The sequence below is a fragment of the Gordonia amicalis NBRC 100051 = JCM 11271 genome, from assembly GCF_000332995.1.
In the GTDB taxonomy this organism is placed as follows: domain Bacteria; phylum Actinomycetota; class Actinomycetes; order Mycobacteriales; family Mycobacteriaceae; genus Gordonia; species Gordonia amicalis.
Window position 1 is genome coordinate 1 of record NZ_BANS01000021.1, and the last position, 22,211, is coordinate 22,211.

Genomic DNA, 22,211 nt, shown 5'->3' on the forward strand with positions numbered 1-22,211 from the left:
CAACCGGCGTGTCGCGTGGTGCCGAATCCGGAGCTTGCGGAGGATGCGTCTCCTCCCGCTCCCTGAGGAGCGTCCGGAGCTTGCGGAGGATGCGTCTCGAAGGGCCTGGCGAGTTCGTCTCACCAGGCCCTTCGAGGCTCGTCGCTATCGCTCCTCGCACCTCAGGGAGCGAGGGGGGTGGCGCTGTCGCTCCTCGCACCTCAGGGAGCGACGGGCGCTGTCGCTCGTGGCCAAGGAGCAGTGGCGTTGCGCATCAAGCCTTTTCGGCCTTCGCCTTCTCCTGCGCCGACGACCGTGCCGGGTTGCCCTGGTCGTCCTTCTTCGGGTCGGACTCGTCCTTCTTCTCGGTGACACCCGATTTGATGCGAGCACCGATGTCGGGATCGACCCGGTGCCAGTACTCGAATGCGCGCTGCAGCACGGGTTCGGAGACACCGTTGAGGAGATGGCCGACGACGTTGTCGACGAACCGCTCTCGCGCGTCGTCGTCGAACACCTCGCGGACGAGCGTGCCGGCCTGCCCCCAGTCGTCGTCCTCGGGATGGTCGACGTAGGCGCTGCGCAGGATCTCACCGTTGGCCGCCCACTGCGGTTCGCCCTGACCGGGATACAGCGCAGAGGGGCCGCCCTTGGAGTTGGGCGCGTAGACCGGGTCGGTGACGTTGTGGATACGCATCGCGCCGTCCTTGGAGTACGAGTGGACCTCGTTCTTCGGCGCGTTCACCGGGATCTGCTTGTAGTTGCCGCCGAGTCGATGTCGATGCGCGTCGGCGTAGGAGAACACCCGTCCGAGCAACATCCGGTCGGGGCTGAAGCCGATACCCGGGACGACGTTGTTCGGTTCGAAGGCGGCCTGCTCGATCTGCGTGTGGTGATCGACCGGATTGGTGTGCAGCGTCATCTTGCCGACCTCGATGAGCGGGTAGTCGCCATGCGGCCACACCTTGGTCAGGTCGAACGGATTGAAGCGGTAGCTCACCGCGTCGTCGAACGGCATGAGCTGGACCTTGAGCGTCCATCTCGGATGATTACCCGCGGCGATGTTCTCGAACAGGTCCCGGGTATGGAAATCGGTGTCGGCAGAGGCCATCTGGTCGGCCTCGTGCTGAGTCAGGTGTTCCACGCCCTGATCGGACTTGAAATGATACTTGACCCAGTGCTTCACGCCCTCGGCGTTGACCCACAGATACGTGTGCGAGCTGTAGCCGTTCATGTGTCGCCACGTCTTCGGGATGCCGCGGTCGCCCATCAGCCAGGTGACCTGATGAGCGGACTCGGGCGACAGCGTCCAGAAGTCCCACTGCATGTCGTGGTCGCGAAGGTTGTTGTCCTGGCGGCGTTTCTGGGAGCGGATGAAGTGCTGGAACTTCATCGGGTCCTTGACGAAGAAGATCGGCGTGTTGTTGCCGACCATGTCGTAGATGCCTTCGGATGTATAGAATTTCAGCGCGAATCCGCGCGGATCACGCCAGGTGTCGGGGCTGCCCCGTTCACCGGCCACCGTCGAGAACCGCGCCATCATCTCGGTTTTCACACCCGGCTGGAACAATGCGGCACTGGTGTAGGCCGAGATGTCCTCGGTGGTCTCGAACGTCCCGAATGCGCCGCTGCCCTTGGCATGTGGCTGTCGCTCGGGAATTCGTTCGCGGTTGAACTGGGCCATCTGTTCGATCAGATAGTGATCGTGCAGGACGATGGGTCCTCCGGCGCCGACCGTCAGGGAGTGTTCGTCACTCCCGGCCGGTGCACCCGAGTCCCGGGTTGTGTACAGCGAATCGTCGGACATATCGCCTCCGAGAGGTCGTCGTATCCGTGCAGAAAATGCGCGACCCGAGGGCTGCAGGTCCGCTTTGCCGATCCTACGCTGAGGGAATGATCGTCACGGCTGCTCGTCGGCGGTGATCCCGAACTCGCGGAGCACCGCTTCGGTGTGTTCGCCGAGTGCCGGTACCGGTCCCATCGCCAGTTCGACGTCGTCGAAGGTCATCGGCGGCAGCACCGCTTTGATCGGGCCCACCTCGGTGTCGACATCCCGCCAGCGGTCGCGTTCGCCGAGCTGGGGATGCGCCACCACGGCCTCGAGGTCACGGATCTCGGCGGCGGGCACCCCCGCGTCGGCGAGGCGGCGGTCGAGTTCTTCGGTGGTGAACCGCTTGGTCTCCGCGGCGATGATCGCATCGACCTCCGCTCGACGGGAGACGCGGTCGATGTTGGTCTTGTACCGCGAGTCCTCGGCGAGGTCGGGGCGTTCGAGCACGACGCGGGTCAGCGTGTCCCACCCGCGGTCGTTCTGGACGCCGATGAGGATGGTGCCGTCCTGGGTGGGGTACTTGTCGTAGGGCACGATCGCTGCGTGGCCGAGGCCCGCCCGGGCGATCTGGCGTCCGCCGTAGAGCCGCATGTACATGGGGTGACCCATCCATTCGACCGTGGCGTCGAACATCGACACCGACACCCGTGCGCCGACGCCGGTGGTGGCCCGGCGGAACAGTGCCGACAGCACCGACGTGAGGGCGTACATGCCGGCGGCGATGTCGGAGGACGGGATGCCGGTCTTGGTCATGTCCTCGGGGGTGCCGGTCACCGAGATGAGACCGGTTTCGGCCTGGACGAGCATGTCGTAGGCCTTGCGATCGCGGAACGGTCCCGCGTCGCCGTAGCCGGACATGTCGATGACGATCAGTTCCGGATGGTCGGCGCGCAGGACGTCGGCGCCCAGCCCGAGTCGGGCCGCGGCGCCGGGGGCGAGATTCTGCAGGAAGACGTCCGCACCGGCGATGAGCGTCCTGATCGCATCGCGCCCGGCGTCGCTCTTGAGGTCGAGTTCGACCGATTCCTTGCCTCGGTTCAGCCAGACGAAATGTGAACCCGCGCCGCCGCGCACCGCCGAGTCGTATTGGCGGGCGAAGTCACCCTCGCCGACGCGCTCGACCTTGATCACCCGCGCACCGAGGTCTGCCAGATGCCGGGTGGCCAGGGGGGCGGCGACGGCCTGTTCGAGGGCGACGACGGTGATTCCCGCGAGTGGCAGCGTGGCAGTGTCGGTGGAGTGCGGCAGCGGGGCACGGCCCGAGGTGGGCGACTGGTCCGAATTCACCGGCCAAGGATCACCCGCGCCCGTCCGGTTCGTCAACGAGACCCCGCCGCCATGCACGTCATGACGACGATCGCGGCCGCCGTGGTGGCGGCCGCGATCGGCTTCCCTCAGTTGTCCCGCGTCACGGTCGGCGCGCTGCGGCGCGGGCGGAGGTCATGATTTTCGGTCGACCGGTTCCACAGCCGGGTCGATGACCTCCCGGCGGTCGAGGTCGGCGTCCATGCCGTCGAGGTTCTCGCCCGCGAGGACCTGCGTGAGTTCGGCATCGGCCGAGTCGGCGGCCGTTTGGGCGGCGCGTCGCTGATCCTCACCGCTGAGCCTGTTGAGGGCGACCTCCTTGATGAAGAGGACCGCGATCGTGCCGATGACGGCCATCGCCATCGAGACCAGGAAGATCCGGGCCGTTCCGTCGCCGTAGGCACCGCGGACGATCGCCGCGATCGGCGCGGGTAGTTCGTTGAGGTTGGACAGGCCTGCGCCTCCGCCGGAGCCCGTCTGGGTGATGCCGATGGCGCGCAGTCCCTGGCCGATGAGGTCGGTGACGTGGCTGGACAGCACCGCGCCGAGCACCGAGACGCCGGCCGCACCACCGAGTGAGCGGAAGAACGTCACGGTCGACGTGGCCGCACCGAGGTTGCGCGGCTCCACGGTGTTCTGCACCGCGAGGACCAGGTTCTGCATGGTCATGCCCATGCCAAGGCCCAGGGCGAACAGGAAGCCGCTGAGGACCGCCATGTTGGTGTGGGCGTCGATCGTCGACAGGAGCCCGAAGCCGATGGCCATGATCACCGAGCCGGCGAGCAGGTAGTTCTTCCAGCGGCCGTACTTGGTGATGAGGCGCCCGGACAGCGTCGCCGAGACCACCGCACCGAACACCATCGGCAGCGTGAGCAGGCCGGCCGCGGTGGGCGAGTAGCCGCGAGCGATCTGGAAGTACTGGCCGAGGAACACCGCGCCGCCGAAGAGGGCCACGCCGACGGCGATGCTGGCGATCGTCGCGAGGGTGGTCGTGCGCTCCTTGAACAGGTGCAGCGGGATGATCGGATCCTTGGCCCTGGACTCCACCCACACCGCGGCGGCGAGCAGGACGAGGCCGAGGGCGACGAGGCCGAACGACGTGGCCGAGGCCCAGTCGAAGTTCTTGCCTGCCAAGGTGACCCAGATCAGGATCGTGCTGACGCCGGCCGAGATGAGCAGTGCGCCCGCGTAGTCGATGTGGACCTCGCGGCGGATGACCGGCAGGTTCAGGGTGCGCTGGACGACGACCATGGCGATGACGGCGAGCGGGACGCAGACGTAGAACGTCCAGCGCCAGCCGAGCCAGCTCGTGTCGACGATGACGCCACCCATCAGCGGTCCGGCGACGGTCGCGATGGACATGACGCCGGCGATGGCGCCCTGGTAGCGGCCGCGCTCACGCGGGCTGAACATCGACGCGATGACGATCATCACGAGCGACTGCATGCCGCCGAGGCCGAGACCCTGGACCACACGGAAGCCGATCAGCATCGAGACCGAGGTCGAGAGACCGGAGAGCACCGAGCCGAGGGTGAAGACGCCGAGCGACAGCTGGACGAGGAGCTTCTTGCTGAAGACGTCGGACAGCTTGCCCCAGATCGGGGTGGCCGCCGTCGAGGCGAGGAGCGTCGCCGTCACGACCCAGGTGTACTGATCCTGCGTGCCGTGAAGGTCGGTGATGATCGTGGGCAGTGCGTTGGACACGATCGTGGCCGAGGTCAGGGCCACGAACATACCGAGCAGCAGACCGACGAGTGCGTTGATGCGCTGCTTGTGGGTCATCGGTGTGTCGACGGGTTCCACGCGTGGCGGGGACGTTGTCATACGGGGCTACCTCCGAAGTCGTGCGTGCACCGTGTGGACGGAGCCGAATGGCGGCGACCACAGAACATCGACGGAAGGACCTCGTCGACCTCGTGGACACAGGTGCCGGAAAAGGGCTGATGGAAACGGGGACCGGACGTGGGCCGCCGCCGTTTAGTTGAATGCTGCAACCATAGGGCGTGAAAGGTGTAACGCGCAACTAACCGGGTTATTCCCGGCGGCCGGAAACCGGTGGGGAACCGTACTGCCTGCCCTGGTCGGGGCCCGTCAGGACTCCCGGTCCACGACCGGGTCGTTGGTCGCCTCGCCGAGTCGGTGGAGCAGGCTCGTGAGGGTCCGGATGTCGTCCGGGTTCCACTGGGCCAGGCGGGCCCGCCAATCGGAGACCGCCGAGGCGAGGACGGCGTCGACGCGCTCGCGCCCGTGATCGGTGAGCGTGATCACGCGTGCCCGCGCGTCACGGGGGTCGGGGTGTCGCTCGGCGAGCCCGAGTCGGACCACCGCGTCGATCTGCCGCGTGACCGTCGACTTCTCCATGCCCACGGCGCTCACCAGGTCGGACATCGGCATCGAGTGGTGGCGGGTGAGCACGGACATGAGCGGATAGCAGGACGGGTCGAGCCGGGGATCGATCTCGCGGGCCCGCAGTCGTGTGCGGATACGGCTACGTCGCCAGAAGTCGTTGAGTTCGGCTTCGAGGCCGCCGATGGCCTCGGAATCGATGGAGGAGGCGTCGATGGAGGAGGCGTCGGTGGAGGAGGCGTCGGTGGTCGGGTCCGAGCCCATGATCGCGGAGTCCTTTCGCCGGTTCGCCGTGCCGAGACGCGGTCAGATTACCGACCGCGCTGTGTTCGAGCACACGCAGCGTGGTGGATATGCCCGATTCGGCGACGAGTTCGCTCGTGTCGATCCGGATGCGGCCACCCGAGGTCAGTGTGGCGTGCGACAACTTGCTTGGGAAGCGGCAACCACATGGTGCACGATCGAGAGGTGAGCACCACGCAACGCACGACCCCGAACGCCTGGGAGTACGTCAAGTACTGCTACTGGGCACCCCTGCCGAAGTCGATGACCGACTGGGTCGAGAACGACCTCGCAGGACCCAGGGCCTCGCTTCGGATGGTCGTGCGCTGGGCGATCCCGTGCATCATCATCCTGATCCCGATGCTCTTCGTCCCGGCGGACTGGGGCGTCCGGTTCACCATGACCGCGCCGATCCTCATCGCCTACCTCTTCTTCTCGATCGCACTGAACCGCGTGTACCGCCGGCACCGACTGGCCCAGCATGGACTCAACCCGGACCTGGTCAACCGCCTGGAGCGGGAGAAGAACTCCGACCTCTACGACGAGTACCACCGCAAGTACCGCGGCGAGCGTCGCGGCTGATCTCGATATGGCCGCGCACCCAGGTCGGTACAGGTAGTCCTCTCAGTACAGGTAGTCCTCGCCGCTCGCGCGCACGGTCACGTCCGAGAGGCTGATGCCCCAGGGCTGGTCGATGACGTGGACTACGGCGTCGGCCAGATCCTCGGGAGTGATGAGCCAGTACTTGATCGAGTCCGCGTCGGTCAGCTCGTCCGGTAACTCGCCCTGCAGCATCTGGGTGACGTGCTCCTTGTACGACGACACCCGCTGGCCGACGATGCCGCGGATCGCGCGATCGTTGACGATCCAGCTGGCCAGGTTGGTGCCGGCGACACCGGTGGGCTTGACCGTCGTGACCTTGATCTTGCCCTTCGCCTCGATGCGCAGGGAATCCGACAGCATGGTGACCGCGGCCTTCGTCGCGCTGTAGACGCCGGAGCCCTCGAATCCGCCGTTGCCGTAGATGGACGCGATGTTGACGACCTGCCCGCGGCCCTGCGCGATCATCTGGTCGTAGACCGCGGAGATGCCGTTCACGACGCCCTTGATGTTGATGTCGATGGCCTTGTGCCACTTCTCCCACGCACGTTCGTGGTCGGCGAAGAACGCCAGCGGCATGACCCCGGCGTTGTTGACGATGACGTCGATCGCCCCGAACTCCTCGACGGCCAGTGCTGCGGCCGCCCGCATCTGCGCCATGTCGGTCACGTCGGCGACCTGGGCGAGTGCCGAACCGCCCGCGGCGACGATGCCGCCGACGACAGTGTTCAGACCATCGGCGTCGATGTCGACGCCGACGACACGAGCGCCGCGAGCAGCGCATTTCTCGGCGATGACCCTGCCGAATCCACCACCGGCACCGGTGATGACGATGGTCTTGTCCTGCAAGTGATCTGACATGTACTTCCCCCGGCCGCGATGTGGTCGGGTCATCCTAACAGCGGGTGACGAACCGGCAGCGACTCGCGGCCCCGCCACGGTGCGCACCCCTCTGCACACCGTGGCCGAGGCAACGCAACACTCGAGAGGCCGGATCGGCGGCCTGCTCGGAAGACCGGTCCCGGTCGGTGTCCGCTGGTGGGGTCCGTGGTGCGGACCCGCTTGCGCTCGATTCAGTCACATGACTCAGCATCTGTCAAGCGTGCCACGCCGCGATGTCGGAATCAGGGCCGAAATCCGTTGTTGCCCTTGACACAGCGGTGGTCGATGCCAAAGTCTTCTTCGGACGGCTGCATCCCTCGCGGCCGTACGTCGTTCTCCCGCTCGCGGTCGTTCCCTTCGCAGGCCGCGAGCTACCCAGCACGTCTGCGCGGGACGTTCTCGTGCACTGATGACAGGAGACCCATGTCCGGGGCGTACCCAACGAGACGTACCTTCCTCAAGGCCGCGGCGGTCACCGCGGCCGGCGCGCCGGATTCGGCACACCCGTGAGGAGCATCGGGTGGTGGTCGTCGGCTCCGGTTTCGGTGGAGGGGTCTCGGCGCTCCGACTCGCGCAGGCCGGTGTGCCCGTGCTGCTGCTCGAACGGGGCCGTCGGTGGCCGACCGGGCCCAACTCGGAGACCTTTCCGCGTGCGTCGAACCCCGACAAGCGCATGCTGTGGCACGAGTCCACCCCGAACCTGTTCGGCAAGCCGCTCAGCGTCGAACCCTATGTGGGACTGTTCGAATCGGTTGCCGGTGCGAACATGACGGCACTGTGCCCGGCCGGGCTCGGGGGTGGGTCGCTGGTCTATCAGGGGATGACGTTGCAGCCGAGCGAGGCGGTGTTCGACGAACACTTCCCCAATGCGCTCGACTGGCGGTTGATGGACCGCGTGCACTACCCGCGGGTCGCACGGATGCTCAAGGTCGCGGTGGCACCGGACTCGGTCGTGCGGTCGCCGCAGTACCTGGCGCCGCGACAGTTCGCCAAACGTGTTCGCGCCGTGGGACTCCCACTACAGAAGATCCCGATGCCCATCGACTGGGGATATGCCGAGGCGGAGCTCCGCGGCGAGATGAGACCGGCCTACACCAACGGTGACGGGTCCATCGGCGTGAACAACGGTGGCAAGCACAGCGTCGACGCCACCTACATCCGGCAGGCCGAGGGCACCGGACTCGTGACCGTGCGGACCCTGCACACCGTCCGACAGGTCACCCGGCGCCCCGACGGCAAGTGGTCCCTCGACGTCGAAAGGACCGATGAAACCGGAAAAGTACTGGAACACAAGGAAATCGTCACCAAGACGCTCATCATGGCCGCCGGCAGCGTCAACACCACCAAACTCCTCGTCCGCGCCCGTGAGGCCGGCACGATCACCGACCTGCCCGACGGACTCGGACACGGGTGGGGCACCAACGCGGATCGCATCTACACCTGGACCAGCCCGCGCATCGATTTCGGTGCGGTACAGGGCGGTCCGGTGGTGTACGGCAGTCCCAACTGGAACAACCCCAAGAGTGCGTTCACCATCATCCAGGCGTCGCTGCCCCCGATCCCGGTCTACGCCGGCACCACGATGATGGTGGGTTTCGGCGTCAGCTCGGGGCGCGGCGTCATCGACTACGACTCCGCGGCGGGGGACGCGATCATCAAGTGGCCGCACGAGGGTGACTCGGAGATCCAGACCAAACACATCGACGGTGCCGTGCGCAAGATCGCCGGACCCGACGCGATTCTCACCGACACCAACGCGTTCTTCCCGTCGACCTGGCACGCGCTCGGCGGTGCCAACATGGGGACGGTCTGCGACCTCGAGGGGCGCGTCAAGGGGCAGCGTGGACTCTACGTTCTCGACGGCGCCCTCATGCCGGGTAACACCGCAGCATGCAATCCGTCCATGACGATCGCCGCGGTCGCCGAACGGGCACTCGACCACATCGTGGCCAAGGACGTGGGCACCCTCATCTGATCCGGGAGCGAAGGGTGGCTCGCTTCGTTCGCACTTCAGGAGCGAGGGACGGCTCGCTTCGCTCGCCCTCAGGGAGCGAGGGGGGTGATCGGGGCGAGCCACATGCCGGTCAGCGCGTCGACGACGATCTCGCACTGATGCTGCCAGGACGTCACCGGGTGATCACCGCTCTCGGCAGCGCGTTCGATGTCGGCCAGCGTGTTCACGATGATGTGACGCGTCATGTTGTTGCGGATCTCGAGGACGTCGCCGGGGAACTCCGGCAGCGCGCCGTAGAAACCCTCGAGAATCGCCAGCAGTGGTTTCGACTCGCCCATCTGCTCGTACAGCAGGATGGTGGTGGCCGGATCGCTCGAGACATTTGCGAAGAACCGGGCGAAGTAGGTCGGTGCGCCGAGCTTGCCGAGGTACTCGATCTCCGGACAGACCAGGCACCGGATCCAGTCACGGACCTGCGGGTTCTGGCCGACCTCGTCGACGGCCTTCTGGCGCAACCGGTCGATGGGGATGTTGTGTGTGGTGAGCGTGGCCCGGATCAGGTCGTCCTTGGAACCGAAGTGGTGACCGACCGCGTAGTTGTTGCCCTGACCGGCGGCTTTGCTGATCTGCCTGCTGGAGACCGCGGACACCCCGTGCAGGGCGATCAGCTCCTCCGCCGCGCTGATCAGCGCCTGACGGGTACGGGCAGACTGCTCCGTCTTCCCCTCGGTCATGGATAAATCATGCCCTACCCTCGCCGGCGTCCGGTGCCGGGTTTGGGACCTGTTCCCGGCGACACCAGGCCGGGTTTGCGTGGGAGCGACTGCCCGGCCATAAGGTGGATCGACTGTACTCGAGTGAATCCGGTTTGCGTCCAGCCATGGCGTGGCCGTTCACAATCTGTGTGAGGGGACCTGATGGCGACAGCGCCCACGGCCACGGCCACGGCAAGTCTGCGAGAACTGACGCTGCGAGGGGTCATCCTCGGCGGGGTCATCACCCTCGTCTTCACCGCGGCCAACGTCTATCTCGGCCTCAAGGTCGGGCTCACCTTCGCCACCGCCATCCCGGCGGCCGTCATCTCGATGAGCATCCTGCGGTACTTCGCCAATCACTCGGTGGTGGAGAACAACATCGTCCAGACGATCGCGTCCGCGGCCGGCACGTTGTCGGCCATCATCTTCGTGATCCCCGGCCTGGTGATGATCGGCTGGTGGACGGGGTTCCCGTACTGGATCACAGTCGCCGTGTGCGCGATCGGCGGCATCCTCGGCGTGATGTACTCGATCCCGCTGCGCCGCGCGCTGGTCACGGGGTCGGACCTGCCATACCCGGAAGGCGTTGCGGCAGCCGAGGTCCTGAAGGTCGGCGACTCGGCCGGCGGTGCCACGGAGAACAAGGCCGGTCTGCGCACGATCGTGATCGGCTCGATCGCGTCGGCGGGTTTCGCTCTCCTGGCCAAGCTGAAGGTCCTGAGCGACTCGATCTCCGCGACGATCAAGGTCGGTGCGGGAGGAACACTGTTCAGCGCCGGCCTGTCGATGTCGCTGATCGGCATCGGGCACCTCGTCGGCGTCACCGTCGGCGTCGCGATGCTCGTCGGCCTGCTGATCTCCTATGGCGTGCTGCTGCCCATCGAAAGCCAGAACCAGGGTGAGGCCGGCGAGTCACTCAGCGATATCGTCTCCGGCGTCTTCGCGAACGACGTCCGCCTCATCGGCGCGGGCGCCATCGCGATCGCTGCGATCTGGACCCTCATCAAGGTGATGGGGCCCATCGCGCGGGGGATCAAGGGGTCACTCGCCTCGTCGCGTTCACGTCGCGAGGGCGTGACCGTGGACATCACCGAACGCGACATCCCGTTCAACATCGTCGGCGGCAGCATCCTCGTGCTGCTGATCCCCATCGGCCTGCTCCTGTGGGACTTCGTGCACGACACCGCCCTCGAGGGCAGCGCCGCCGGGATCATCGCGGTGAGCATCGTCTTCGTCTTCGTCATCGGTCTGGCGGTGGCGGCGGTCTGCGGCTACATGGCCGGTCTCATCGGCTCGTCGAACTCCCCGATCTCCGGCGTCGGCATCCTCGTGGTCCTCATCGCCGCGATCCTCATCAAGGCGACGTTCGGGACCGCCGACTCCTCCCAGACAGACGCGCTGATCGCCTACACGCTGTTCACCGCCGCGGTCGTCTTCGGCGTCGCGACGATCTCCAATGACAACCTGCAGGACCTCAAGACCGGTCAACTGGTCGGTGCGACACCGTGGAAACAGCAGGTGGCGCTGGTGATCGGCGTGCTCTTCGGGTCCGCGATCATCCCCCCGATCCTCGGACTGATGTACGACGTCTTCGGCTTCGTGGGTGCTCCGGGAGCGGGAGAGGACGCACTGGCGGCACCGCAGGCCGGCCTGTTGTCGACGCTCGCGAAGGGCGTGCTGGGGGCCGACCTCGACTGGGGTCTGATCGGCATCGGTGCCCTCATCGGCGCGGTCGTCATCCTCATCGACGAGTTGCTCGGTCGCACGGGGAGGTTCCGGCTCCCGCCGCTGGCGGTCGGCATGGGCATGTACCTGCCGATGTCGGTCACCCTCATCATCCCGGTGGGTGCCTTCCTCGGTCACTTCTACAACCGCTGGGCCGAACGAAGCGGCGGCGCAGTCGAACACAAGAAGCGTATGGGTGTTCTGCTCGCGACCGGCCTGATCGTCGGTGAGGCCCTGTTCGGTGTGGTCTTCGCGGGCATCGTCGCCGCCACCGGCGACGACTCGGTCCTCGCCATCGTCGGCGACGGCTTCGACACCTGGGCTCAGATCCTCGGCGTGATCGTGTTCGCCGGCGTGGTCGCCTTGCTCTACGACCGCATCGCCAAGCTCGCCACCGCCAGCGGCGTCGTACCGAGCAAGGCCGACACGGCCGGCGTCGACGACACCGTCAGGTCCGACCCCCACAGCTGAGGACCTGACGGTCGGCCTCGGCGGTGGCGACGACCGCGGCGAGACAGCCGAATATCGTGTGCTGTGCAGTCGGTTTCCGCCGGAGAACCAGGGAGACACCATGGCAGACGAGCAGCGTCTGAGCAGGGCCATCGAGGACTACATCGCGGGGGCCGAACACTTCCTCCTGCTGGTCTCCGCGGTGAGCCCTGAGCAGTGGGACCGGCCCGGCCTCGGGGAATGGTCGGTTCGTTCGCTGATCGGACACACGAGTCGCTCGCTGACGACGGTCGCCGACTATCTCGCCCAACCCGAGCCGGACACCGTCGAGATCGATTCGGTGGCAGGGTATTACGCCCGCATCCAGGGACTGGCCTCCTCGCCCGAGGTGACGTCCCGCGGCGTGGCCGCCGGAGTCGATCTCGGCGACGACCCGCTGCGGGCCGCGGTCGAACGCCGGGACCGTGCGGTCGCGGCGATCACCGGCGTCGCCGACCGACCGGTCGCCACCCCATGGGGTGGAATCCTGCTGTCCCACTACCTGCCGACGAGAACCTTCGAGCTGGCCGTCCACGGTCTCGACATCGCACGCGCGATCGGATCGGCGCCGACGCTGCCGCAGTCGGTGCTGGCCTCGGCACTGGCGACGGCCGTCGGGGCGGCCGAGCTGACCGGGCAGGGCGAGCAGGCGTTGCTGATCCTCACCGGACGCGGCCAGGGCCCCATCTCGGTCGTGTGACCGTCGGTCAGCTCGGCACCCGGCTGTGGGCGAACTCGGCGACGATCGCCGCGTTGAACGCCGGCAGGTCGGCGGGCTTACGGCTGGTGATCAGCACGTTGTCGCCGCTTCGGCAGGTGACGACCTCTTCGTCGACCCAGTTGCCGCCGGCGTTGACGACGTCGGTCCGGATACTGGGGAACGATGTCAGCGTTCGTCCGCGCACGACGTCGGCCTCGATGAGCGTCCACGGCGCGTGACAGATCGCGGCGACGGGTTTGCCCGCCTCGAAGAAGCCGCGCACGAAGCGCACGGCCGGTGCCGAGGCACGCAGGAAGTCGGGATTGGCGACGCCGCCCGGTAGGACCAGGGCGTCGAAATCGGCGATGCGGGTGTCTTCGAGGGTCACGTCGACGGGGAAGGTGTCCGCCTTGTCGAGGTGGTCGAAGGCCTGGATGGTGCCGGAGTCGGTGGACACCAGTACCGGCTTCCCGCCGCAGGCCTCGATCGACTTCCACGGTTCGGTGAGTTCGACCTGTTCGGCGCCCTCGGTGGCCACCAGGAATGCGACGGTGACGTTGTTGAGTTCTTCGGCCATGATGTCTCCTCCTCGTACGCGCGGACGGTCGGGGGATGGGACCGCCCTGCGGGCTGATCGATTCGACCGCGTCTTGATCGCCTGGCATCGGCCGTAGCCGCGATGCCTCGATCCGGACATACCCACCTGCGCTCGGCCCCAACCACGACCCGAGCCGGCGCACCGTGTTGAATGACCAGCGCTCACGCGCCCGCGGGTGCGTGAGGAGTCTGCGAACGAGTTGCACGGGGAGGACTGTCATGGGTGGTCTCGACGGCGTCGCCACACTGCTTCACCTGGCACGCGGTGGGGAGATCGGTGAGTCCGGAAAGTCGCCGCACACCGTCGTCGTCGACGCACCACATCGTCAGCTGCGGCGCTACGGCACCGTCGAGCAGCTGACGTCGTCCCGCGAGTCGGCGCAGCGGCCGGTATTGCTCGTCCCGCCGCTCGCGGTCTCGACAGACTGCTACGACCTCACTCCGGGATTGAGCCTGGTGGAGTTCCTGCTGTCGACCGGCCGGGTGCCGTATGTGCTCGATTTCGGGGAGATGACCCGCGAGGACCGGCACCTGGGGTTCGCCGACTTTTTCGCCGACATCGTTCCCGGCGCGATCGCCGCAACCCTTGCGGACTTCGACGCCGGCCCGTCGACCGGCGAGGGGATCGACCTGCTCAGCTGGAGCCTGGGCGGCACCATCTCGTTCCTCACCGTCGCCGCGGATCCGGGTCTGCCGGTGCGGTCGATCACCGCGGTCGGAACCCCACTCGATTATGACCGCGTCCCGCCGTACCCCCTGGTGAAGGCGCTGATGCGGCCCATCGGTACCAAGCCGGTGTCACTTGCGCTGCGCGTCCTGGGAGGTATCCCCGCATTCTTCGTGCGGACCGCCTACCGGGGTACCGCCTGGCAGCGGGAACTCAAGAAGCCCGGCTACATCATCCGCAACGCCGACGACACCGAGGCGCTGACGCGGATGAAGGCCATCGACCGCTTCCAGGAGACGATGCCCGGCTACCCGGGCAAAGCGTCCGAGCAGATGTGGGAGAACTTCATCATGCGCGGTGAACTGGCCCGCGGCGTCCTGCGATTCGACGACGTGACCGTCGACCTCTCGAAGGTCGCGGTATCGGTACAGCTGTTCGGCAGCCACCGGGACGCCATCGTCAGCTGGGCGGCGGCCCACCACGGCGTCGACCTGTTCACCGGATCGCCGCGAGTGGAGTTCACGACCGTCGAGACCAGCCACCTCGGACTCATCGCGGGGTCGGCAGCCGTGGAACAGACCTGGCCGCGGATCGACGAGTTCCTCGCCGGTCTGGACTGACCCTTCGATACGCTCGCGAGCTCGCTACTCAGGGGGCGTGCGGTGCGCACAAGTCTTGCAGGGACTAAGCCTCGATCCACCGATCGGGAACGTGTGGAGGTCGGCGCGGTAAACGGAGAATGCCTCTCTGATCAGGGATAATTGTTCTTACTACGGAGCAATTGAACCCGAAAAGAGAGGCATCTCGCAGGTGCAAGTTTCTCACGCCGCACGGACGGCTGTCGCATCATTCGATGACCCGAATCTCGTGTCGAGTGCCGGTCTGGTCCCGATCGTCCGTCTCGCCGAGAAGGCGGGCCTGCGCAGCCTCACCGATCAGTGGTTGAGCGTCCCGACGGATAAGGGCGCGAATGCGGGGTTGAAGGTGTCGTCGCTGGTGGCGGGGATGGTCGCGGGGGCGGATTCGATCGATGACATGGCGCTGCTGCGCCACGGCGGGATGAAGAAGATCTTCACCGCGATCTACGCCCCCTCGACGTTGGGGTCGTTCCTCAGATCGTTCACCTTCGGACACGTCCGCCAACTCGACGCCGTCGCCTCCCGGCTCCTGGTGAACCTCGCCGGTGAAGCGGCGATCGTCTCGAGTGGACCCGACGGCGGGCTGGTGTTCGTGGATGTCGATGACACCATCATCGAAGTCCACGGCCCGAAGAAGCAGGGCGCCGGGTTCGGGTACTCCGGGGTCCGCGGCCTGAACGCGCTGCTAGCCACGGTGTCCACCGATACGTCCGCTCCCGTAGTCGTTGCCCAGCGTCTGCGCAAGGGCGCGGCCGGCTCCCCGCGGGGCGCGGCCCGGATCGTCGCCGATGCGCTGAAGACCGTGGCCCGGCTCCCCGGGATGGAGGCCGCACCCGTGTTGCTGCGCGCGGACTCCGCCTACTACGGACACGCGACCGTGACCGCCGCGCTCCGCGCCGGCGCGGACGTGTCGATCACCGCCCGGCAGGATCCGGCCGTGAAACGCGCGATCGGCACCATCCCCGACGACGCCTGGACGAAGATCCGATATACCGACGCGATCTACGACCCGGACACCGGCACCTGGACCTCTGACGCGGAAGTCGCTGAGGTCCCGTTCACCGCGTTCACCTCGAAACCGAAGAAGGACCGGGTCGAAGGGCGTCTGGTCGTCAGGCGCATCCCGGAGTTGAATGCGAAGAAGCTGTCCCAGCCGACCCTGTTCGACACGCACCGGTTCCACGCGTTCTTCACCACCAGCACCCTCGACACCATCACCGCCGACCAGGTCCACCGCGGGCACGCGATCATCGAGCAGGTCCACGCCGACCTGAAGCACTCCGCCCTCGCGCACCTGCCCTCGGGGATCTTCACCGCGAACGCCGCCTGGCTCGTCCTCGCCGTCATCGCGTTCAACCTCACCCGCACCGCCGCGACCCTCACCGGTGCTGCACTCGCGAAAGCGACAACGGCCACGATCCGCCGGAAACTCATCGCCATCCCCGCGAGGATCGCGTCCTCCGGGCGCCGCATCCGATTGCATCTCCCCCAAGCCTGGCCCTGGGAAACAGTGGGATCGGCACTGTTCGCGCACGCCCTCCCGCCACCGCGAGGCTGACGAACCCGACCGACCTGCCGCCAAAGGCACCGACGAAATGAACGAGTGGAACACTGCGGGCAGCGAGGCCCGCAGCTCCACCGCGTTCCACCACCACCACGCCCCCAGAAGCCCCGCAACGCTCCGTCACTCAAGGACATCGGTGGATCGAGGCTAAGGGGCGACGGTCAGCCAGTCGGCGAAGCCTGACGGGTCGTGTCGGCCGAGCGCACCGTGCTCGAACAGGCCCCAGCCGGTGCGGGTGGTGCCGTCGCCTTCCCGGCAGACCGCCCGTCCGACATGGTCGATCACTCCGAACGGTATTCGCCCGACGACCTCCGGGCTGGTCATGTCGTAGGTGAGTCGCTCGGTGAAATCCTCACCGCGCCACACGCCGTGGGTCCAGTCCGGGTCGCCGCCGACGTGGATCGGGACGGGAAGCAGTGACTCCACCTCGAATGTCACTGCCGAACCGTCCGATGCGGTGGCGGAAATGGTTGCGCCGGTGGGTATCCGGGTCCCGGACGCATAGTGCACGGAGATCCGCGGCCATCCGAGCTGTTCGACGCGGCCGTCCTTCCACACGCGGGAACAGTCGTTGAGGGTGCGGAATCCGCTCGGGTCCTCCTGGACGATGAGGACGAGCTGGAAGTCGTCGAAGGCCATCGGCACGTAGAGCCACCACATGCCCTCGAACGGCGGATCGGCCGGTCTCCCTGCGGGTTCCGGCTCGCCCACCGGCCGGATGCCCCAGGATCGGTCCCGGGTTCCGATCCAGGCGGTCGGGTCGACCGCGATCTGTTCGCCGTCGATCGTGATGAACCCTCGCCAGGTACCGACCTGCGCGAAGCGTTGCGCATCGAGCGTGACCTTGGTGCCCTGACGCATGACATGAGGTTGTTCCAGGAGTGGATCGAACAGACCCTCCCAGCGCAGGTCGACGGCGACGCCCTCGGTCTCCTCGAGCGTGAGATGCAGTGTGCGCAGCGGTTCGTCGACGGCGAGCCGATAACCGCCCACGTGCTGGTCCAGACGCGCGTCGTCGATGGCGTCGGACAGGTGGACCGCGGTCTGGGTGTCCGGGCCGTCGGCCGCCCGGCGCCGGATCAGGACGAAGGCGTCCTTGACCCCGAGATTGGGGTAATAGCCGATGCCGGTGATGAGGAAGATGTCGCCGCTGCGGTCGTGGGCGTTGAGGTAGGCACGATCGTAGAAGTTGCGGTCGGAGTTCGCGGGCCAGGCGATCGGTTGCGGCAGTTGATGAATCGGGAACTCGTCGAGCGGTCCGAGACCGGACATGTGGTCAGCCTTCCTCGAGGAGACGTTCGAGCAACGGACGGTGGTAGAAGAGCGTGCCGTCGATGTCATCGGGACGTTCGAGCTCGCCGAAGTGCACGCGTCGCGCGCCTGTCCGCATGAAGACGCAGCACCATTGCACCGCGGCGTAGACGTAGAACCAGCGCAGGTCGCCCAGTTCGGCCCCGGTCCGCTCCCGGTACGTCGCGCGGACGTCCTCCTCGCGGAGGAGGTCGGGAAGGCCGGGCAGGCCGGCCATCGTCGCGAGCTCCTGGAAGACGCCGTGCGCGAAGATCACCCAGGCGACATCGAGTTCACGCGGCCCGATCCGTGCCATCTCCCAGTCGAGGACGGCGGTCGGCGTGAAGTCGACGAACATCATGTTGCCCAACCGGGAATCGCCCCACGACAGCACGGGGTCGGCGGACGCGGCCTCGTCGGGGAAGTTCGCGGTGAGCCAGGTCAGTGCGCGCTCGACGAGAGGCGAGCGGCCGATTCCCTCGGCGGACAGGTCGTACCAGTCCTGCAGCCACGCGAGCAACCGCGACAGGATGGAGTCCCCGGCGGGCAGGTCGTCGAGGAGGAACCCGAAGTTCTCCGTCGCGTCGGGGATGGAGTGCAGGTCGGCGATGACGTGGATCGCGGAGTCCTGCGCACGACGCCGGTCGGTGGCGTCGGCATCGGCAAACCAGTTGTCGCCGAATGTGTACGGCATGACGTCGGGCGGCACGTCGCCCTCCATGCGGTCCATGAGGAAGAACGGCGCACCGAGCAGCGATCCGGTCGGTTCGAGGTGGTGAACCCGCGGGACCGGCACGTCGGTCAGTTCGGCGACACGGCGCATGGTCTCGAACTGGTGGTCCATCCGGTACGTGCGGAACACCGGGATGTCGGCGGCGGAAGGCGCCATCCGCATCACCCAGTGCAGGGTTTCGGTCCCCGGCCAGGTCGCAGTGACCGAGATGGTCTCCGACGACATGCCGTTGGTGTCGCCACCCGCGCTCACCGTCACCTCGGGGGCCGAGTCCGGTGTGTCGGGTTGTTCGGCGAGCCAGGACGCGAGGATGTCCGGGACCGAGGTGGTGTCCCTGCTGGAGCGTTGTAGATGGTCGATGTGTTCGACCGCCGGTTCGGTGGCCACGGGCGCACCCCCAATATTCGCTACGGTGAGTAGCGTAATGACAGCAGACGGGTCGCGGAGCGCGCAGGGACTTCGGCAAAATCGCGACTGCTACGAGAGTTGGTCTCATGGACGCTGGACCCGACGGCGCTGATCTCGCCGGCACCGGTCTCGACGGCACCGGACTGATCGAGACCGTCGCCGGGCGTCCCCGTGACGCGCGGATCGACTCCGCCGTGCTCGACGCCGCAGCCGAACTCGTCGTCGAGGTGGGGTACCGCCGCCTGACGATGGCCGCGATCGCCGACCGGGCCGCCACCACCAAGACCGCGCTGTACCGGCGATGGTCGGGTAAGGCCGAACTCGTCCACGACGTCGTGTTCGCGCAGATGACGCGTCTACCGCCGTCGAGTGGCGAGATGGAGTCCGACCTGCGGTCCATGGTCGACGCGGCCCGGGACCTGTTCGCCAGACCGGTGACTCGGGTCGCGCTGCCCGGTCTGATCGCCGACATGTCCGCCGATCCGGCCCTGGCCGCCCGCGTCCACGCCGGTTTCGCCGAGGTGTTCGGTGGGGTACGCGAACGGCTGGTGGTGGCGGTCGAGCGGGGCGAGGTGCACCCCGACGTCGACCCGGACCGTCTCATCGAGGTCGTCGGCGGATCGGCGATGCTGCACATCCTGCTGCTCCGGGACCAGGAGTTCGACGATGCCTGGGCCGAGCGGCTGGTGGCCATCGTCCTGCACGGCGTGATGCGCTGACGCCGGCGAACACCGCCGACGTGCCGAATCAGCCGACGTCGGCACATACACTCTCAGAATGGCTACCCAAGACTCCGCCGACCCCCGCACGACGGACGAGATCGTCGAGAAGATCCTGTCCACCTACGACACCATCACCGTGGTGGGTGCCAGCGCCAACACGGCCAAGGCCGCCAACGAGGTGCCCGCGCACATGAAACACCTCGGCTGGCGGATCATCCCGGTCAACCCCACCGCCGACGAGATCGTCGGTGAGAAGGTGTTCCGGTCGCTCTCGGAGATCCCCGACCAGGTCGGCCTCGTCGATGTGTTCCGTCCCGGTCCGGAGTGCGCCGACGTCGCGCGTGCCGCGGTCGAGGCAGGCGCGACGGCGCTGTGGCTGCAGCTCGGAATCCGTTCGGAGGAGGCACGGAAGATCGCCGAGGACGCGGGACTGCTCTACGTCGAGGACCGCTGCCTGATCATCGAGCAGCGGCGCACCGGCATCGTGCCGGCATGACGAGAGAGTGACCGACGGTGGAATTACTCGATGACCTGACGCATCAACGACTTCCGCTGTTCCTCCTGTTCGCCTCGTTCACGGTGACGTTCGTCGTGACGCGGGTGATCACCCGACTGATCCGGGCGGGCAAGGGGCCTTTCAAGAACAATGTGTCCGGCGGTCTGCACGTCCACCACATGGTCCCGGGACTGATTCTGCTGCTCGTGGGAGCGTTCGTCTCCGTCGGCGTCAACGGCGTCGAGCCCGGCGCGTCCATCAGTGCCGTCCTGGTCGGTATCGGCGCGTCGCTGGTGCTCGACGAGTTCGCGCTGATCCTTCGTCTCCAGGACGTGTACTGGTCACGCGAAGGCCAACTCTCGGTGCAGGTGGTCGCCCTCACCGTCGCCGCGCTGGGAATGGTCCTTCTCGGCTTCAACCCGTTCAATGCCGAGGCGGACGTCGAGTTCGGACCCGTGGCGTTCGCGTTGACCGCGCCGATCAACATCGCCGCCGCGATCTTCTGCGTGGTCAAGGGCAAGTACTCGACGGCGATCGTCGGTGTGTTCATCCCGATCTTCGCCTGGGCCGGTGCCATCCGTCTGGCACGACCGAGATCCACCTGGGCCCGGCGCCGCTACTCGCCGGCGAAGCTGGAGAAGTCGACCGCGCGGGCGCGGCACTTCGACAAGCGTTGGGGGCGTCGAGGATTGAGTATCGGCGACTGGATCGCCGGGAAGCCGACCGACGATGCGGTGGATCCCGCGCTGCCGGAGGAGTCGGCGGACGAGGCCGGGGACGCGCTGGCGAGCTGAGCTCGGAGCGTCACTCCGGGTCGGCGAGGCGGAATTCCTCGCGTACGAGGTCGACGAACCGTCGCGTCGCGGGGGCAGGGTCGGTTCTCCAGAGAACACCGAGCCGTGCGTCGACGTCGACGCCGTCGATCGGGAGTCCGGCAACGCGTTCGTCGGCAGCCGCGATGGACGCGCTCAGGATGCCCGTTCCCATGCCGCTGCACACCAATTCGACGATCGCGTCGGGGGATGACGCCTCGATGGCCGGCCGGATGGGTCCGCCATGCGCGACCGCCGCGTCGTCGAAGACGGTTCGGATGCCTGCGCCGCGCGGCAGGCAGATGAGGGACCGGCGCCGGAGGTCGTCGAGTTGCGTGGCCTCGACCTTTCCCGATGTGTTGGCCGGGACAACGGCGACGACGGGTTCGGAGATGACCGTGAGTGATTCGATGCCGCGCGGCAACTCGTCGCCGTAGCCGGCGAGCACCACGTCGAGACTGCCGTCGGCCACCGATGCGATGAGCCGGTCCGACGGCGACTCACGCAGGCTCAAGGCGACTTTCGGGTGGGCGGAACCGAACGCGCCCAGCGCGGTGAACAGCGGTGCGACGGTACAGCCCTCGACCATGCCCACCGCCAGGCTTCCGCGCAGCAGGCCGCGGACCTCCGACACCGCATCAATCACGCCCGCGGCGGCTGCCAGCGCCGGGCGCGCCGCGGGGAGTGCTGCCCGCCCGGCGTCGGTGAGGCGGACAGACCTGCCCGACCGGTCGAAGAGCGCCGATCCGAGTTCGCGTTCGAGGCTGCGGATCTGTGCGCTGATGTTGGGCTGCGTGGTGTGCACCCGCTGCGCCGCGGCGGTGAAGCTCTCCTCGTCGGCCACTGCCACGAAGTACTCGAGCTGCCGCATCTCCATAACTTTCGATGATAGCGACCATCAGGACAATCACTTGGACTTATTCTGGCTGGCAACGCACCGTGAAGAGGTCCCTGTGACTCCGCCCGAGAGGAATCGTTGTGACCGCCTACGAGACCGCCCGAACTCCCGAAGACCTCACCAGGTTGTTCGTCGAGTACTCCAACGCCGGCGACGCGGACGCGGTCGCCTCGCTCTACCACGAGGACGCCGTCATGGCGTTTCCGCCGGGGCGGGTGACCAGGGGTCGCGCGGCCATCCGCGACCTCTGGGCGTCGGTCCTCGAACACCGTCCGACCTTCGTCCCGGAGTCGCCGCTGCCGACGCTCGCCTTCGGTGACGACCTGGCCTTGACCTCGACACCGCCGCGCAACGGAGCGGGGGCCCGTGCGCAGGTCGTCACCCGTCGTCCCGACGGCTCCTGGGTCCGCATCATCGATCAGCCGGAGTTCCAGACCCCCACAACCGGAGAGCGCGCCTGACACGGGAGTTTTCTGACAGCGGATTCAGCTTCCGTGCTAGCTTCGCTGTGTCGGGGATTACACCGGTGATGGCGTCG

General features: G+C 67.1%; 21 protein-coding genes. 11 read left to right on the top strand and 10 right to left on the bottom strand.

The features are described from left to right. Nucleotides 1-253 precede the first annotated feature (253 nt). The 4 genes from GOAMI_RS10820 to GOAMI_RS10835 form a co-directional block, all read right to left on the bottom strand. On the bottom strand, nt 254-1,786 hold the full coding sequence (locus GOAMI_RS10820; protein ID WP_006436538.1) for a catalase: 1,533 nt from the start codon (nt 1,784-1,786) through the stop codon (nt 254-256). 93 nt (nt 1,787-1,879) lie between these two features. Then, a complete protein-coding gene (locus tag GOAMI_RS10825; protein WP_006436539.1) occupies nt 1,880-3,097 on the bottom strand; it encodes a CaiB/BaiF CoA transferase family protein in 1,218 nt (405 codons plus the stop codon). Between the two features lie 153 nt (nt 3,098-3,250). Continuing rightward, complete coding sequence (locus GOAMI_RS10830; protein WP_006436540.1) at nt 3,251-4,939, bottom strand: MDR family MFS transporter; 1,689 nt, start codon at nt 4,937-4,939, stop codon at nt 3,251-3,253. Nucleotides 4,940-5,206: 267 nt separating this feature from the next. Beyond that, nucleotides 5,207-5,725: a MarR family winged helix-turn-helix transcriptional regulator gene (locus tag GOAMI_RS10835; RefSeq protein WP_006436541.1), complete on the bottom strand. Its 519-nt coding sequence runs from the start codon at nt 5,723-5,725 to the stop codon at nt 5,207-5,209. 186 nt (nt 5,726-5,911) lie between these two features. On the opposite strand from GOAMI_RS10835, the gene GOAMI_RS10845 reads away from it, so the two are divergent. Further along, on the top strand, nt 5,912-6,325 hold the full coding sequence (locus tag GOAMI_RS10845; RefSeq protein WP_006436542.1) for a DUF5313 domain-containing protein: 414 nt from the start codon (nt 5,912-5,914) through the stop codon (nt 6,323-6,325). 42 nt (nt 6,326-6,367) lie between these two features. On the opposite strand, the gene GOAMI_RS10850 is transcribed toward GOAMI_RS10845, so the two are convergent. Continuing rightward, nucleotides 6,368-7,204: an SDR family oxidoreductase gene (locus tag GOAMI_RS10850; RefSeq protein ID WP_006436543.1), complete on the bottom strand. Its 837-nt coding sequence runs from the start codon at nt 7,202-7,204 to the stop codon at nt 6,368-6,370. 306 nt (nt 7,205-7,510) lie between these two features. Here GOAMI_RS10850 and GOAMI_RS23950 point away from each other — a divergent pair, with 306 nt between their 5' ends. Next, a complete protein-coding gene (locus GOAMI_RS23950; RefSeq protein WP_157228303.1) occupies nt 7,511-7,735 on the top strand; it encodes a twin-arginine translocation signal domain-containing protein in 225 nt (74 codons plus the stop codon). Then, nucleotides 7,635-9,200 carry a GMC oxidoreductase gene (locus GOAMI_RS10855; RefSeq protein WP_006436544.1) on the top strand — a complete coding sequence of 522 codons (1,566 nt, stop codon included), beginning with the start codon at nt 7,635-7,637 and terminating at the stop codon, nt 9,198-9,200. The genes GOAMI_RS23950 and GOAMI_RS10855 overlap by 101 nt, the downstream gene beginning before the upstream one ends. A 68-nt stretch (nt 9,201-9,268) precedes the next feature. Here the strand turns inward: GOAMI_RS10855 and GOAMI_RS10860 are convergent, their stop codons facing one another. Further along, nucleotides 9,269-9,913, bottom strand: a complete 645-nt coding sequence (locus GOAMI_RS10860; protein WP_006436545.1) for a TetR/AcrR family transcriptional regulator — start codon at nt 9,911-9,913, stop codon at nt 9,269-9,271. Between the two features lie 183 nt (nt 9,914-10,096). On the opposite strand from GOAMI_RS10860, the gene GOAMI_RS10865 reads away from it, so the two are divergent. Both GOAMI_RS10865 and GOAMI_RS10870 read left to right on the top strand, forming a co-directional pair. Then, entirely contained in the window at nt 10,097-12,130 is a 2,034-nt protein-coding gene (locus tag GOAMI_RS10865; RefSeq protein ID WP_006436546.1) for an OPT family oligopeptide transporter, read from the top strand. A gap of 100 nt (nt 12,131-12,230) precedes the next feature. Further along, a complete protein-coding gene (locus GOAMI_RS10870) occupies nt 12,231-12,848 on the top strand; it encodes a maleylpyruvate isomerase family mycothiol-dependent enzyme (protein ID WP_006436547.1) in 618 nt (205 codons plus the stop codon). A gap of 7 nt (nt 12,849-12,855) precedes the next feature. Here GOAMI_RS10870 and GOAMI_RS10875 read toward each other — a convergent pair whose 3' ends face one another. Then, a complete protein-coding gene (locus GOAMI_RS10875; protein ID WP_006436548.1) occupies nt 12,856-13,425 on the bottom strand; it encodes a type 1 glutamine amidotransferase domain-containing protein in 570 nt (189 codons plus the stop codon). Nucleotides 13,426-13,664: 239 nt separating this feature from the next. Between GOAMI_RS10875 and GOAMI_RS10880 the strand changes: the two genes are divergently transcribed. Together GOAMI_RS10880 and GOAMI_RS10885 are read left to right on the top strand one after the other, a co-directional pair. After that, nucleotides 13,665-14,732: an alpha/beta hydrolase gene (locus tag GOAMI_RS10880; protein WP_006436549.1), complete on the top strand. Its 1,068-nt coding sequence runs from the start codon at nt 13,665-13,667 to the stop codon at nt 14,730-14,732. 190 nt (nt 14,733-14,922) lie between these two features. Next, nucleotides 14,923-16,308: an IS1380 family transposase gene (locus GOAMI_RS10885; RefSeq protein ID WP_006436550.1), complete on the top strand. Its 1,386-nt coding sequence runs from the start codon at nt 14,923-14,925 to the stop codon at nt 16,306-16,308. A gap of 153 nt (nt 16,309-16,461) precedes the next feature. Here the strand turns inward: GOAMI_RS10885 and GOAMI_RS10890 are convergent, their stop codons facing one another. Next, complete coding sequence (locus GOAMI_RS10890) at nt 16,462-17,586, bottom strand: Rv3169 family protein (RefSeq protein WP_006436551.1); 1,125 nt, start codon at nt 17,584-17,586, stop codon at nt 16,462-16,464. A gap of 4 nt (nt 17,587-17,590) precedes the next feature. Then, complete coding sequence (locus tag GOAMI_RS10895; RefSeq protein WP_006436552.1) at nt 17,591-18,724, bottom strand: phosphotransferase family protein; 1,134 nt, start codon at nt 18,722-18,724, stop codon at nt 17,591-17,593. 107 nt (nt 18,725-18,831) lie between these two features. Here GOAMI_RS10895 and GOAMI_RS10900 point away from each other — a divergent pair, with 107 nt between their 5' ends. Genes GOAMI_RS10900 through GOAMI_RS10910 form a run of 3 tightly spaced genes read left to right on the top strand, consistent with a single transcriptional unit; the run spans nt 18,832 to nt 20,757 of the window. Beyond that, a complete protein-coding gene (locus GOAMI_RS10900; RefSeq protein WP_006436553.1) occupies nt 18,832-19,464 on the top strand; it encodes a TetR/AcrR family transcriptional regulator in 633 nt (210 codons plus the stop codon). A gap of 58 nt (nt 19,465-19,522) precedes the next feature. Next, nucleotides 19,523-19,963, top strand: coding sequence for a CoA-binding protein (locus GOAMI_RS10905; protein ID WP_006436554.1), 441 nt, complete (start codon nt 19,523-19,525; stop codon nt 19,961-19,963). A gap of 17 nt (nt 19,964-19,980) precedes the next feature. Next, nucleotides 19,981-20,757 (top strand): hypothetical protein, encoded by a 777-nt coding sequence (locus GOAMI_RS10910; RefSeq protein ID WP_006436555.1) that lies wholly within the window; start codon nt 19,981-19,983, stop codon nt 20,755-20,757. A 10-nt stretch (nt 20,758-20,767) separates the two neighbouring features. On the opposite strand, the gene GOAMI_RS10915 is transcribed toward GOAMI_RS10910, so the two are convergent. Next, nucleotides 20,768-21,652, bottom strand: coding sequence for a LysR family transcriptional regulator (locus tag GOAMI_RS10915; protein ID WP_006436556.1), 885 nt, complete (start codon nt 21,650-21,652; stop codon nt 20,768-20,770). A 101-nt stretch (nt 21,653-21,753) separates the two neighbouring features. Here GOAMI_RS10915 and GOAMI_RS10920 point away from each other — a divergent pair, with 101 nt between their 5' ends. Further along, nucleotides 21,754-22,134, top strand: a complete 381-nt coding sequence (locus GOAMI_RS10920) for a YybH family protein (RefSeq protein ID WP_006436557.1) — start codon at nt 21,754-21,756, stop codon at nt 22,132-22,134. The last annotated feature ends 77 nt before the right edge of the window (nt 22,135-22,211 follow it).